The 15,092-nt window shown below is 44.3% G+C and carries 5 protein-coding genes and 4 pseudogenes; all 9 read left to right on the top strand.

Features of this window, described 5'->3' with window-relative positions:
- The first annotated feature begins 13 nt into the window (after window positions 1–13).
- Window positions 14–1,713 (top strand): annotated as a pseudogene (locus tag JCM10512_RS21460) (RagB/SusD family nutrient uptake outer membrane protein).
- A gap of 99 nt (window positions 1,714–1,812) precedes the next feature.
- A complete protein-coding gene (locus JCM10512_RS13785; RefSeq protein ID WP_244437210.1) occupies window positions 1,813–4,743 on the top strand; it encodes a chondroitinase family polysaccharide lyase in 2,931 nt (976 codons plus the stop codon).
- A pseudogene (locus tag JCM10512_RS25120) lies at window positions 4,736–6,878 on the top strand (glycoside hydrolase family 95 protein); the annotation flags it as partial. The gene JCM10512_RS13785 and the pseudogene JCM10512_RS25120, both read left to right, overlap by 8 nt.
- A gap of 54 nt (window positions 6,879–6,932) precedes the next feature.
- Window positions 6,933–7,178, top strand: a complete 246-nt coding sequence (locus tag JCM10512_RS25125; protein ID WP_439644381.1) for a glycoside hydrolase family 95-like protein — start codon at window positions 6,933–6,935, stop codon at window positions 7,176–7,178.
- A 183-nt stretch (window positions 7,179–7,361) separates the two neighbouring features.
- A pseudogene (locus JCM10512_RS13795) lies at window positions 7,362–8,665 on the top strand (DUF4995 domain-containing protein).
- Window positions 8,666–8,697: 32 nt separating this feature from the next.
- A pseudogene (gene hepC, locus JCM10512_RS13800) lies at window positions 8,698–10,697 on the top strand (heparin-sulfate lyase HepC).
- Window positions 10,698–10,799: 102 nt separating this feature from the next.
- Window positions 10,800–12,437 carry a sulfatase family protein gene (locus tag JCM10512_RS13805; protein WP_044163960.1) on the top strand — a complete coding sequence of 546 codons (1,638 nt, stop codon included), beginning with the start codon at window positions 10,800–10,802 and terminating at the stop codon, window positions 12,435–12,437.
- A gap of 64 nt (window positions 12,438–12,501) precedes the next feature.
- Complete coding sequence (locus JCM10512_RS13810; protein ID WP_044163962.1) at window positions 12,502–14,130, top strand: CehA/McbA family metallohydrolase domain-containing protein; 1,629 nt, start codon at window positions 12,502–12,504, stop codon at window positions 14,128–14,130.
- A 4-nt stretch (window positions 14,131–14,134) separates the two neighbouring features.
- Complete coding sequence (locus JCM10512_RS13815) at window positions 14,135–15,091, top strand: ROK family protein (protein WP_044163963.1); 957 nt, start codon at window positions 14,135–14,137, stop codon at window positions 15,089–15,091.
- Window position 15,092: the final 1 nt, after the last annotated feature.

Below are 15,092 nucleotides of genomic sequence, written 5' to 3' on the forward strand. Positions count from 1 at the left end.
AATAACAAGAACAATGAAAAATATAAAATACTACTTATATACACTGATCTGTGCAATAACCGTTAGCTCCTGTTCACTGGACGAAACGAGTTACACAGAGGTTGAGAAGCCAAACTATATGAATAATGCCGCCGAAGCGCAAAACGTTCTTCTGGGCGTATACCGCAACATGGTAGAGGAAGGGATGTACAGATACCACCTGTCTTTACTATTCACACTGCCTAGCGACATAGCCAAATGTCAGGGCAATAGCCCGGATGGCCTCCGTCTGGTACCGTCTAACTCTTACACCAGCACGCAGAGTGAGGTGCAAACAACTTGGACTAATTTATACGATGCTGTTTATGACGCTAACGACTTTATCGAAAGAATCCAGCATAAAATAGGTGGATACGATGATGTAGACAAACAGAAAGCGATCGTTTTTATAGCAGAAGCACGTTGCCTACGCGCACTTTATTACTTCGAGTTAGTTCGCTGGTACGGTCATGTCACATTAATGACTTCGACCAAGCAGTCGAACGAGCACCCATCAACTTTCACGCAGGCAGATGCTGCGGAGGTTTATCGGTTCATGGAAGAAGATTTAGTGTATGCCGTCGAGAATTTACCGTATGCGATAGATGATCGTTTCCGGGGAGACAACAGTTTCCGTTTATCCAAAGGCGCTGCATTAGGACTATTAACTAAAGTTTACGCTACTTGGGCCGGACATCCTGTCAATGACACAAGTAAATGGGAAGCAGCAGCTAAAACCGCGAAAAAATTAGTGGAGTCGGGTAAACACCACCTGCTTAGTGATTACGAACAATTATGGAAGAATACTTGCAACGGTATTTGGGATGCAGACGAAAGTCTGATTGAAGTGAGTTTCTACTCGCCCGCCATCACCGGAGTAGCCGCTTCCGATCCAAGTGGACGTATTGGTAAATGGAATGGAGTAGCTGCCAGTGGTATCAAAGGTGTACGTAATGCCGGTAACTGGAGAGTGATACCGACTTTCCTACGCGACTGGAAAGATCACGATAATGATAAGAGATGGGCTATCTCCTTTGCAGATCATAAATATGGAAAAAATACGGCTACAGGTGAAGATGGAGTCAAACTTCCGATTAATACAAGTGGTAACATAAATGACGCGTTGCAGGAAGATGCAAAAGATAATTTGAAAAAGTCGTATATGGATGGCATATGCCCGGTAAATGGGATACAGAGAAATACGTAAACGACGCAAACTATCTGGTCGAGGCGAATTTATCCAATATCAACTGGTACATATTACGTTATGCGGACGTGTTATTATTGTATGCCGAAGCTTTGAACGAATGGAAACAAGGGCCAACGACTGATGCCTACGAAGCAATCAACATGGTACGCCGCCGTGGTTTTGGACTTCCCGTCAATACGGCAAGTAGCAGAAGCGACTTGCAAGCAGGTATGTCGTACACTGAATTTCAGGAAGCCGTTCGCAACGAGCGTGCCTATGAATTAGCCTTTGAAGGACATCGCCGTCAAGACCTGACACGCTGGGGTATTTATTATGAAAGTGTGAGAGAAACAGCTCAGGATATTGTTGACTGGTATAGTGACGGAGCACAGTTCTACATTGCTGCTGACTACACCAAGAAGAATAAACATGAACTGCTTCCCATACCTCAAAGAGATTTAGACTTACTAACTAAATACAATCAGAATCCCGGATGGGATAAATAATCTCGACAAACAATCAAAGCGTTACAGAAACAAGACTTAACACACTTGTCTTTGTAACGCTTTTCACTCATGCCTCTCACTCACATTATTCCTAAAGATATGATGAAAAACAAGCTGTATATAATCTGTTCCTTATTTGCGCTACTCTTCAGCCTTCCTTCGTTTGCTCAGATTTATTCATTCGAAGAGAAAACGATTCCGAGCGACTGGAAAATAAATAAGGGAACGCTTACTTTATCAACAAACAAATACAAGTTAGGCAACCAATCATTAAAAGTGAATTGGAAGCGAAATGCTACCCTACTCTTACCCTCTCCGCAAGGCATTTCAGAAGCTAGTAAAAGTCGCAACGGTGGAATGAATGTATGGGTATACAATGAAATACCGGTAAACAGCCACCTCGTCTTTTCATTCAAAAACAACGACGGAAAAGAAGTCTGTCAACTCCCTTTCTTACTTAACTTCAAAGGCTGGCGATGCATATGGGCTAAGTTTCAGGAAGACATGAAGAAGCCTTCTTCGGTCCAGATAGAATCAGTCGAATTACACTTCCCTGCACAGGGCAAAGGAGGCGTTACGTATTTAGACATACTCGAATTTACCCCCAAAGTATCTTGGCAAAACATGTCGGACGCACAATACAAGGTAAACCGGACAGACTTTAGCCTGATTCCTAACTTCACAGGCTATCGAAACACAAAGGCAAAAACAGCTCAGGTCATAAGTTCCGGCAGCGAACAAATAGAAGTAATCGCCAATAGGCTAACCGGATGGTATCTGGGAAGCAAAGATCAACCCGCTGACAAATGGGTCAAGATGAGAAAAGAGAGCGAAAAGAAGTTTATTCAAAGCGGACTAAAAGCTTCCGGAAAAGTCAAGATTCAGTATGATCAAGACAAAAATCCGATTGGAGAGACTCTATTCCCCATGGGAGCACCCGCCACAATCGACGGAATAAAAGCCGAAAAGTTCAGAACGATCAATGAGAAAGTCCTACTTCCGTTAGCACTGGACTATCGCAAAAATAAAAACGAAGCAAGCCTTCAAAAAGCATTATACATTTACGATTGGTTCAACGATCAAGGTTGGGCTGATGGAAGTGGCATGGGAACTCTCTGTTTTGAGAAGCTGAGAAGTTCAGGCTATTTTCACTCCTTCTTCTTACTGAAAGATCAACTAACCGCTGAGCAACTAAATCGCGAACTCCATGCGCTCAATTGGTTTACCATGTTCGGTATCTGTTATCAGACTCCGGCACATCCCGGCGAAGTAGCCGACAATTTACGGGCTTTAGCCATACCGAAACTAATATACGCACTCTCGTTGACTAATGAGCAGGAAAGACAAGTCGCTTTGACTGCTTTTAAACAATACATGGATAATGCGTTGGGCATAGCTCCCGGCTTCTTCGGAACCTTTAAAGCCGATTTCTCAGGCTACCATCACAGAGGTCCTTATCATAGCGCTTATTACCCGCATGCACTCTATGCCGGTTCACTCATCGCTTATTTACTCCACGACACCCCCTACGCATTGTCCGAAACTACGATGCACAACTTGAAGCAAGGGTTATTAACTTTCCGATTCTTTTGTGCCGGTTTGGATGTTCCTGCGGGAACTGTTGGCCGCTTCCCTGAAGGGCAACAAACATTAGAGACATTATTGCCGGCATTTGCTTACGCAGCTCTGTCATCTAAAACGCCGGATAAAGAGCTGACAGCTGCATTTAAACGAATTTTAGCATCGAATGATAATCAAAAAGCGATATCCGACTATGTAACTGAAGTAAATTCCAACTTGGCGTATACCAGTACGGTCGGTGAGATCGAATTAGTGCAACAACTAGCTACCACCTCAATCAAGCAGGAAGAAGCAGTGAAAGGTACTTTATTCATGCCCTACTCCGGTTTACTCGTAGCCAAAGATGAAAACTTCCATTTCAACATCAAAGGTTTCAATCGCTATATTTGGGATTTTGAATCATCAGCAACAGAGAACACGAAAGGACGTTACCTTGCTTACGGACAAGTCGAGTATTTTGACTTTAGAAATAAGCGCAAATCTTTCGCACCGCAAGAAGCTAATTTCAACTGGAATTATATTTCCGGAGCTACGACTAAGGTTCTACCCGAACAGTTACTACAAGACAAAGGGGGGGCCAGTTCCGGCCATCGCAACTTCTCGGACGAAACGTTCCTGACCGGCGTACATGCTTCTCCGCAGGAGGCTTTATTCTCTTTCCGCATGCACGATATAACGTATGATAAATCATTCCGTGCCAATAAGTCTGTTTTCGTATTCGATGATTTCTTATTGTGCTTGGGTACGAATATACAAAACAAAGATCAGACGTATCCTACCGTAACCACTCTTTTCCAGGCATTTGGTGGAAACGGTACTAACAACCGGAGCGACAAAGAAACCATCTTGACCGATCCTTCTCTCATGTACGTAGTCAAAAAGGGCGTAGTGAGCACAATAGATAGAGGTAGGCATTACATTGCTTATATCGATCATGGCAAAGCGCCTCAAGACGCTATGTATCTGTATTATATACTCAAGCAGAAAGATAAAGAAGTAGCGGAACAATTGCTATCCGATAACAGTCCGATTGAAGTCCTATCGCAAAACAACGACGCGCACATCGTTCATCATAAGATAAAAGGTTCCTGGCATGCTGCATTGTTCAATGCCGATAAGGAGTACAACGGCCAATTGGTCAAACGAGTCAATATTCCTCTTTCTTATATTTTAGAGAAACAAGCAAAAGAGTCGTACAAACTCTCCATATGTGAACCTGATATGAGAAGAGTATCTCATGCGCACATGGGACTGCTTAGCGAGGAGGACGTGATACAAGAAGAGAAACCGTTCGATACACAAATTACGATCGATGGATTATATAAAGTAGCCTGTCCTCAAAAAACGATTAACGTATCGCAAAATAAAGAAAAGAAGGAAACACGCATTACTATTTCTACCGTACGCGGAGAAAACTATACACTAATATTACACCCAGACAATGTTTAAAATAAGAAACAGAATAGCATCCCTATTTATTGCATCTTTTTGCTTTATTCATTCACAAGCGCACAACGAGCTGACTTTATGGTATAAGTCGCCCGCTAAAGAATGGGAGGAAGCCTTACCGGTCGGTAACGGACGTCTCGGAGCCATGATCTTCGGAGATACGCAAAAAGAAAGAATACAATTTAACGAAAACACGCTTTATAGTGGAGAACCGGAAACTCCTAAAAAGATAGATGTAACGGCCAATCTCGACCATATAAAACGCTTACTCAAGGAAGGTAAGAACGGCGAAGCGGTGCAATCATGCAAAAAGAATGGATCGGACGACTCAATGAAGCTTACCAACCTTTCGGTGATCTTTATATCGATTTTGATTCAAAAGTTCCTGTCACGGAATATAAACATTCGCTGGACATGGAGCATGCCATTGTTACGACCTCTTATAAGCAAAATGGCGTAAGCATCCGTAGAGAGGTATTTGCTTCCTACCCGGCTCAGGCCATTATTGTACACCTGAAAGCATCAAAACCGGTCTTAAACTTTAAAGCCTCTTTAGAGTCTCTTCACCCCTCAAAGATCGATGCGGAAGAGAACCAACTCTTTTTAAAAGGACAGGCATCTGCACATGCTCAACGACGAGATATTGAACACATGCAACGCTTCGGTACCCAACGCCTGCACCCGGAATATTTTGATTCGGAAGGAAATGTCATCCAAAACAAACACGTTATTTACGGAGATGAGATGGATGGAAAAGGTCCTTTCTTTGAAGCTTCTCTTACGTCTGCACACAAAGAAGGTAAATTAGAGATAATCGACGGACAGTTAGTAGCTACCAATTGCCAAGAAGTTACGTTAATGCTATATGCGGCTACCAGTTATAACGGTCCTCATAAAAGTCCGAGCAAAGAAGGCAAAGACCCGCACCAACAAATTCTGAACGATCAGAAAAAGATCGAAAAGCAAAGCGTACAGGTAATCAAGCAAAATCACATCGCCGATTATCAGTCATTATTCAACCGGGTGCAGTTCACGCTTCCTGCCGATAAGAATCAGCAAAGCCTTCCGACAGATGAACGTCTCAAACTTTTTAAAGAGAAAGAAGATCAAGGCCTCATCACCCAGCTATTTCAGTTCGGACGATATTTAATGATAGCCGGCTCCCGGCCTGGCGGACAGCCTTTAAATCTGCAAGGTCTATGGAACGATAAAGTTCTTCCTCCATGGAACTCCGGATACACACTCAATATAAATCTGGAGATGAATTATTGGCCGGCTGAGGTAACGAATCTTTCGGAATGTCACCAGCCATTATTTACGCTAATTGAAGAAATAGCCGACAGAGGTAAAGGGTTGGCGCACGATATGTATGGCTAGATGGCTGGGCTATCCACCATAACATTTCTATTTGGCGAGAGACTTACCCTTCCGACGGGTTTGTTTATTGGTTTTACTGGAATATGTCGGGCCCTTGGTTATGTAATCATATTTGGGAACACTACTTATTCACTAAAGATGTTGATTTCTTAAAGAAGTACTATCCAATATTGAAAGGAGCATCCGTTTTCTGTGCCGAATGGCTCATTGAAAACCGCGACGGCAAACTCGTTACTCCTGTCAGCACATCACCGGAAAACGCGTTCCTTCTACCTGACGGTACTCCTGCATCGGTGTGCGAGGGAAGTACAATGGATCAGGCCATCATTCGGTCTCTGTTCAGCAATACCATACAAGCTTCTGAAATACTTCAAACGGATCACACTTTCCGCAAAGAACTAACCGATAAGAGAGACAAGCTTCAGGGATATCAGATCGGAAGTAAAGGCGAACTGTTGGAGTGGGATAAAGAATATGAAGAGAGCGAACCGCAACACCGCCATGTCTCTCATCTTTTCGGCTTATATCCCGGTTCGGATATAACCAATGATACGCCCGATGTATTTAATGCAGCACGTCGATCGCTACATACCCGAGGCAACAAAACTACCGGATGGAGTATGGCATGGAAAATAGCTCTCTGGTCACGCTTGTACGATTCGGACAATGCCAATGAAGCATTAACAAACTTGATCAACTTTGTCGATCCAAACGTCAAGGCAGAAAATAGAGGTGGCCTGTATCGCAATCTATTGAATGCTTTACCTTTTCAGATAGACGGCAACTTTGGTGCGACAGCGGGTATAGCTGAGATGCTACTACAAAGCCATCAAGGAAATATCCATCTACTTCCTGCATTACCCACTACCTGGAAAGAAGGAAAAATAAACGGACTCAAAGCCAGAGGTGGATTCACAATAGACATGGAGTGGAAAAAAGGAAAGATACATACAGCGCATATCAGTAGCACCTATGAACAGACGGTTGATATCGTTTATAAAAATGAGAGTAAGGAACTTCATTTTAAAGCGGGAGAGAAAAAAACTATTTTATTCTAAAAGGTTGAAATAGGATTCAGGAATATACCCTAAAAGGGGTATTTGACAAAATCAACAGCTTTTTCAACAAAAGTAATAGTCTTAAACCTGTTTCATGATCCTTTTCAACATTCCTGCCATAAAAAACAGAACTGTAAAGTTACTTTTGCAACAGTTACAAATCTACATAAACAATCATTCAAAATGAATAACATGAAAAAGAAAATTGTTCTCTTTGCTTCGGTTACGATAGCATTGGCAGCATGCCAAACTGCTCCCAAGGAAGACTACAGTTGGATTAAGAAAAGTCTGGATGTAGCTTCGGCGCAGCTCAAGCTTTCGGCAGAAGAAGTTGAATCTACCGGCCGGCTTCCACGCTCCATTCGTACCGGATATGATATGGAATTTCTATGCAGACAATTAGAAAGAGATTCTCTCACTTTCAAAGATTCTCTTCGCGCACAACCAAGTAAAGAGGAACTAGGCAACCGTCGTCTTTCTAACGTTTACGATTGGACCAGTGGTTTCTTCCCCGGCTCGCTTTGGTATGCTTATGAACTGACAGGCAACGACACACTGAAATCACAAGCAGTTTACTATACCAACCTTTTGAACCCGGTACGTTATTATAAAGGTACACACGATTTAGGATTTATGATTAATTGCAGCTATGGCAACGCCGAGCGCTTGGCTCCTAATGATACGATTGCAGCTGTCATGAAAGAAACAGCGGACAATCTCTGTGGACGCTTCAATGAATCGATCGGATGTATCCGTTCATGGGACTTCGGAACCTGGAATTTCCCGGTCATCATCGACAACATGATGAATCTCGATCTTCTATTCAATGTATCGAAAGCAACCGGAGACAATAAATATAAGGATGTGGCTATCAAACATGCCGTGACTACAATGAAACATCATTTCCGACCCGACTATACCAGCTGGCACGTTATCAGCTATAACAATGACGGCACGGTGGAGCGCAAACAGACGCATCAGGGTAAGAACGACGATTCTTCATGGGCACGCGGACAAGCATGGGCTGTGTATGGATATACATCCTGCTACCGCGAAGTAAATGATACTACATTCCTGAACTTTGCCGTTAACATAGCCGATATGATTATGGAACGCGTAAAGACAGAAGATGCCATTCCGTATTGGGATTATGATGCACCGGTAACAGCCGAAACGCCACGTGATGTTTCCGCAGCTTCTGTCACCGCAGCCGCATTCCTTGAACTAAGCACAATGGTTCCGGACGGAAAGAAATACTTCGATTATGCGGAGAAGATTCTGAAAAGCTTGTCTAGCGATGCTTACCTGGCGAAGGTTGGTGAGAATCAAGGATTCATTTTAATGCACTCTGTCGCTCACTACCCAACGGATCGGAAATCGATACGCCACTGAACTATGCCGACTATTACTACTTGGAAGCTCTGAAGAGATACATGGACTTGAAGAAATTGAAGATAGAACATGGTGAATTGAAGGTTATCGGATAATTAGCTATTTACACTATAAATTATATATCATGATGAATAAGACTCTTTCATATGCTGTTTTACTGATTCTGGCTTGCTGGATCGGTACAGCGAATGCCCAGGAATTGAAGAGCGAAGCTTTTTCGCTACTCAATCTGGACTATCCCGGATTGGCAAAGGTGAAAGCCTTGCACCAGGAGGGTAAAGATAAAGATGCTGCCCAAGCATTATTGGATTATTACCGTGCTCGCACGAATGTAAAAACTCCGGATATCAATCTGAAGAAGATCACGATTGGCAAAGAAGAACAACAATGGGCGGACGATGGTTTGAAACACACCTTCTTTGTTCATAAAGGCTATCAGCTTCGTACAACTACGGAGAAGATATCAACTGGCAATATTGGCCGGTGAAAGATAATGAACTCCGCTGGCAGTTACACCGTCACAAATGGTTTACCCCGATGGGAAAAGCATATCGCGTTTCCCGTGACGAGAAATATGCCAAAGAGTGGGCGCATCAATACATCGACTGGATACAAAAGAATCCACTAGCGAAGATGGATAAGAAAGAGTATGAGATGATAAGCGAAGGTAAGGTCAAAGGCAGAGCCGAGAATATACGTTTCGCATGGCGTCCACTGGAAGTAAGTAACCGTTTGCAAGACCAAACGTCTCAATTTCAGTTATTCCTCCCCTCCCCTTCTTTTACGCCGGAGTTTCTGACTGAGTTTTTGGTTAACTACCACAAACACGCCTTACATATTCTCGATAACTATTCCGACAGAGGAAACCACTTGCTGTTTGAGGCGCAACGCATGATCTATGCCGGTTCGTTTTTCCCGGAGTTTAAAGAGGCTTCCTCGTGGAGGAAAAGTGGAATTGACATCCTGAATCGTGAAATTCATGTACAGGTATACGAGGACGGCGGACAGTTCGAACTGGACCCGCATTATCACCTGGCCGCTATCAATATCTTCTGCAAAGCACTGAAGATTGCCGACACAAACGGATTCCGCAGCGATTTCCCGAAAACTTATCTGGACACAGTAGAAGGCATGATTATGTTCTACTTGAATATCTGTTTCCCTGATTACACCAATCCGTGCTTCAGCGACGCGAAGCTTTCCGGCAAGAAAGAGATGTTGAGAAACTACAAAGACTGGAGCAAACTTTTCCCCGGAAATAAAACAATCACCTACTTTGCAACTGATGGAAAAGAAGGTTCTCTGCCGGATTATCTATCCAAAGGATTTTCTAAATCAGGTTTCTTTGTATTCCGTAATGCTTGGGGAATGGATGCCACACAGATGGTTGTGAAAGCCGGTCCGAAAGCGTTCTGGCATTGTCAGCCGGATAACGGTACATTCGAACTATGGTTCAATGGCAAAAACCTCTTCCCGGATTCCGGTTCGTATGTGTACGCAGGCGAAGGAGAAGTGATGGAACAACGTAACTGGCATCGCCAAACTGCGGTACACAATACAGTTACATTGAACAATAAAGATCTCGAAACAACTGAATCTGTTACTAGATTATGGCAGCCGGAAGGCAATATCCAAACCTTGGTTACCGAGAATCCGAGTTATAAGAATCTGAAACATCGTCGGTCTGTTTTCTTTGTAGACAATACTTATTTCGTTATTGTAGATGAGATGGTAGGCAGTGCCAAAGGTTCTGTAAACCTGCACTTCCAGATGCCACGAGGTAAAATAGCCAACAGCCGTGAAGACATGACATTCCTCACAGAGTTCGAAGACGAAAGCAATATGAAATTGCAATGCTTCGGTCCGAATAACATGACAATGAAAAAAGAACCGGGTTGGTGCTCCACTGCTTATCGCAAACGTTACAAGCGCATGAATGTATCATTCAATGCCAAGAAAGACAGCGAAGAAGCGACCCGCTATATCACGGTAATCTACCCAGTCAAGAAAAGCGCAGATGCCCCTAAATTTGACGCTAAGTTCAAGAATAAATCATTCAATGAAAACGGATTGGAGCTAGAAGTGAAAGTAAACGGAAAGAAACAGTCACTAAAATATAAATTATAATTAGTAAGGTACCGGCGCCAAATTCCCCACGCTGAGGATAACATTCAATAGGCAGGGCTCCGGTACCTTATCTCACTTACTACAACTAAACGTATTCCCATTATGAGAAACAGTTGCTCTACCCTACTCCTTCCACTAGCCGCATTAAGCATCGTGTCTTGTGCCGGTCAAAAAAAAGAAGAAACTAAACGTCCGAACATCATTTTTATGATGACCGACGATCATACTACTCAAGCGATGTCATGCTATGGAGGTAATCTGATTCAGACTCCCAACATGGACAGGATTGCAAATGAAGGAATACGTTTCGATAATTGTTATGCGGTCAATGCCTTATCAGGCCCTTCACGCGCTTGCATCCTCACCGGGAAGTTCAGCCATGAGAATGGTTTCACTGATAACGCCAGTGTGTTTGACGGAGACCAGCAAACCTTTCCCAAGCTATTACAGCAAGCAGGCTACCAAACAGCGATTGTTGGTAAATGGCACCTCATCAGCGAACCGCAAGGTTTCGACCATTGGAGCATCCTCAGCGGTCAGCATGAACAAGGCGACTATTACGACCCCGACTTCTGGGAGAATGGCCAACATATCGTAGAGAAAGGATATGTTACGGATATTATCACGGATAAAGCCATCGAATTCCTTGCACATCGAGACAAGGACAAGCCTTTCTGCATGATGTACCACCAGAAAGCTCCGCACCGCAACTGGATGCCGGCTCCCCGTCATTTAGGACTTTTCAACAATACAACCTTTCCTGAACCGGCTAATCTATTTGATGATTACGAAGGACGCGGCAGAGCTTCTCGTGAGCAAGATATGTCTATCGAGCATACACTCACTAATGACTGGGACCTCAAACTGATGACCCGCGAAGAAATGCTCAAAGATACAACCAACCGACTTTATAAGGTATACAAGCGGATGCCGGAAGAAGTACAAGACAAATGGGATTCCGTGTATGCCCAACGCATTGCAGAATATCGCAAAGGTAACCTGACAGGCAAAGCACTAATCAGTTGGAAGTATCAACAGTACATGCGTGACTATCTGGCTACCGTTATTGCAGTCGATGAGAATATAGGCCGGTTACTGAGTTATCTCGAAAAGACAGGAGAACTAGAGAATACAATCATTGTCTATACGTCCGACCAAGGTTTCTTCTTGGGCGAACATGGCTGGTTCGACAAACGCTTCATGTACGAAGAGTGTCAGCGCATGCCTCTTGTTATTCGTTTTGGCAAAGGAGTCAAAGCGGGAAGCATCAGTAGTGCTATCAGCATGAATGTGGATTTCGCACCGACCTTCCTCGACTATGCCAGCGTAGAGATTCCTTCGGATATCCAGGGAACTTCATTGAAGCCGATACTGGAGAATGAAGGCAAAACACCTGTAGACTGGCGCAAAGCAGCGTACTATCATTATTATGAATACCCTGCCGAACATTCGGTAAAGCGTCATTATGGAATCCGTACACAAGACTTCAAGCTAATCCACTTCTACAATGACATTGATGAATGGGAGATGTATGATCTGGCGAAAGACCCGAAAGAGATGAACAATATTTTCGGCAAACCGGAGTATATAGAAAAGCAAGAAGAACTACTACTACTGCTTCGCCAGACGCAAAAAGAATACAAAGATACAGATCCCGATGAGAAGGAAAAGGTTCTTTTCAAAGGTGATCGGAGATATATCGATCGAGTTCCCCTGACAAAGCTCTCTGGCACTCGCTAATCGAACCTATCCGACTAACCATCGGATTTGAATAACCATTAAATTAACCCAAAACAAATATATCATGGATAGAAGAAATTTTATAAAAAACACAGGCTGGTCCTTTCTGGGACTAGCTGCATCGGGCAGTTTACTAGGCTCTTGCGCAGCAGGCAGCAAAGAAGCGAAGAGAATAATGCCATCGGCCAGTAACCTGAAAATGTATTGGGGCGACTTGCATAATCACTGTAACCTGACTTACGGACACGGTGATATGCGCGATGCCTTTGAAGCGGCTAAGGAGCAACTAGACTTTGTGAGTGTGACGCCGCATGCGATGTGGCCGGATATACCCGGAGCAGACGATCCGCGTTTGAAATGGGTGATCGACTATCATACAGGAGCTTTCAAGCGCCTGCGTGAAGGAGGATATGAAAAGTATGTCCGGATGACAAACGAATATAATAAGGAAGGTGAGTTTCTGACATTTGTTGGTTACGAAGCGCATAGCATGGAGCATGGCGATCACGTAGCTTTAAACTACGATCTGGACGCTCCTTTGGTAGACTGTACTTCGATTGAAGATTGGAAAGAGAAAGCGAAAGGACACAAAGTCTTTGTTACTCCTCACCACATGGGCTATCAGGGCGGATATCGTGGTTATAACTGGAAGTGCTTTACGGAAGGAGACCAGACTCCGTTCGTCGAAATGTTTTCACGTCACGGACTGGCGGAGAGTGATCAGGGCGATTATCCTTACTTACACGATATGGGCCCTCGTCAATGGGAAGGAACCATTCAGTATGGTTTGGAGCAAGGGCATAAATTTGGTATTATGGCATCTACCGACCAACATTCCGGTTATCCGGGTAGTTATGGTGACGGACGTATCGGTGTGCTGGCTTCTTCATTAAGCCGCGACTCGATCTGGGACGCTCTTCGTACCCGCCATGTATGCGCTGCCACTGGTGACAAGATTCAGATTGACTTCCGCTTAAACGATGCGTTTATGGGCGATGTGGTACGAGGAAACAGCCGTCGCATCTACTTGAATGTTACAGGCGAAAGCTGCATTGACTATGTAGACATTGTGAAGAATGGGCAACTACTGGCCCGAATGAATGGACCGTTAACGCCTGTCGCTCCGGAAGGTGATATGGTACGCTGCAAAGTAAAAGTAGATTTCGGTTGGAATCGGGAAGAAAAGTACGTACATTGGCAAGGGAAGTTAGCCGTTAACAAAGGGCGCATACTGAATGTAACTCCGTGTTTCCGGGGAGCAGCTTTCACTTCTCCGCAGGAAGGTGAAGTTGAATTCCATACCCACGTTAACCGCATCGTATCGGTAAGCGAAAAAGATACGGAACTCGACTTGTACAGCAGCAAGAACCCGAATACAACAACTGCGGCTATGCAAGCTGTAATTTTGGATGTAGAAATGCCTAAAGACGGAATCATAACAGCCGACTTCAACGGCAAGAAGTTTGAGCATTCCTTGGGTGAGTTGCTCGAAGGTTCACGCTCGCATTTCATGATTGGCTGGTTGAGCGAAGCGATCCTTTTCAACCGTGCCATGCCGGAAAGCAGCTTTACCGTAGAGCACTTTATGGAAGATAAAGAGCCGCAACGTGATACGGATTATTATTATATACGCGTACGTCAACGCGATGGTCAATGGGCTTGGAGTTCACCGATCTGGGCAGAAAAAGTATAAGAATATGAAACTAAAATACGCTATAGGAATAGATCTTGGCGGTACCTCTGTGAAATACGCCCTTATTGATAGTGAAGGCGTGTTTCACTACCAGGCACAGTTACCGTCGAAAGCCGATATATCTGCTGAAGCAGTGATCGGCCAATTGGTTACAGCTTGTCAAGAAGTAAAGGCTTATGCCGACAGACAAGAACTTACCATTGAAGGAATCGGGCTGGGTACGCCGGGTATTGTAGACGAAACCAATCGCATTGTATTGGGAGGAGCCGAAAACATCGTAGGCTGGGAGAATCTAAAGCTGGCCGACCGCATCGAATCGGAGACCGGGCTACCGGTGCAAATCGGAAACGATGCCAACCTGATGGGGCTGGGAGAGACTTTGTATGGTATTGCACAAGGAGCTCGCAATGTAGTGTTCCTCACCGTTGGCACAGGAATTGGTGGAGCGGTAGTTATTGAAGGCAAGCTTTTTAATGGTTTTGCCAACCGAGGTACCGAACTGGGACACGTCCCCTTAATTGCCAATGGAGAACCTTGCGCATGCGGTTCGGTGGGATGCCTCGAACAGTATGCCTCTACTTCTGCATTAGTTCGCCGTTTCAGTAAACGGGCAGCAGATGCCGGTAGAACCTTCCCAGGAGAAGAAGTTAACGGAGAACTGATTGTCCGACTATATCACACAGGAGATCCGTTAGCGGTTGAATCGTTGGAAGAGCATTGCGACTTTCTGGGACACGGCATTGCCGGAGTTATCAACACCTTCAGTCCGCAGAAGGTCGTTATCGGTGGAGGTTTATCGGAAGCCGGAGACTTTTACATTCAAAAAGTCAGCGAGAAGGCATTTCGTTATGCCATGTCCGATTGCGCCGTAAATACCCAAATCGTAGCTGCCTCCTTAGGCAATAAAGCCGGTTCTATAGGAGCAGCTTGCTTGGTCTGGGATTTAAAGCAATCCAACTAAA

This window comes from Bacteroides reticulotermitis JCM 10512 (assembly GCF_000517545.1).
Classification (GTDB): Bacteria; Bacteroidota; Bacteroidia; order Bacteroidales; family Bacteroidaceae; genus Bacteroides; species Bacteroides reticulotermitis.

Bases quoted from the DNA above. Each gene is read 5' to 3' on its own strand.
- JCM10512_RS13785 (WP_244437210.1), top strand. From the start codon at position 1,813: ATGATGAAAAACAAGCTGTATATAATCTGTTCCTTATTTGCGCTACTC.
- JCM10512_RS25125 (WP_439644381.1), top strand. From the start codon at position 6,933: ATGCTACTACAAAGCCATCAAGGAAATATCCATCTACTTCCTGCATTA.
- JCM10512_RS13805 (WP_044163960.1), top strand. From the start codon at position 10,800: ATGAGAAACAGTTGCTCTACCCTACTCCTTCCACTAGCCGCATTAAGC.
- JCM10512_RS13810 (WP_044163962.1), top strand. From the start codon at position 12,502: ATGGATAGAAGAAATTTTATAAAAAACACAGGCTGGTCCTTTCTGGGA.
- JCM10512_RS13815 (WP_044163963.1), top strand. From the start codon at position 14,135: ATGAAACTAAAATACGCTATAGGAATAGATCTTGGCGGTACCTCTGTG.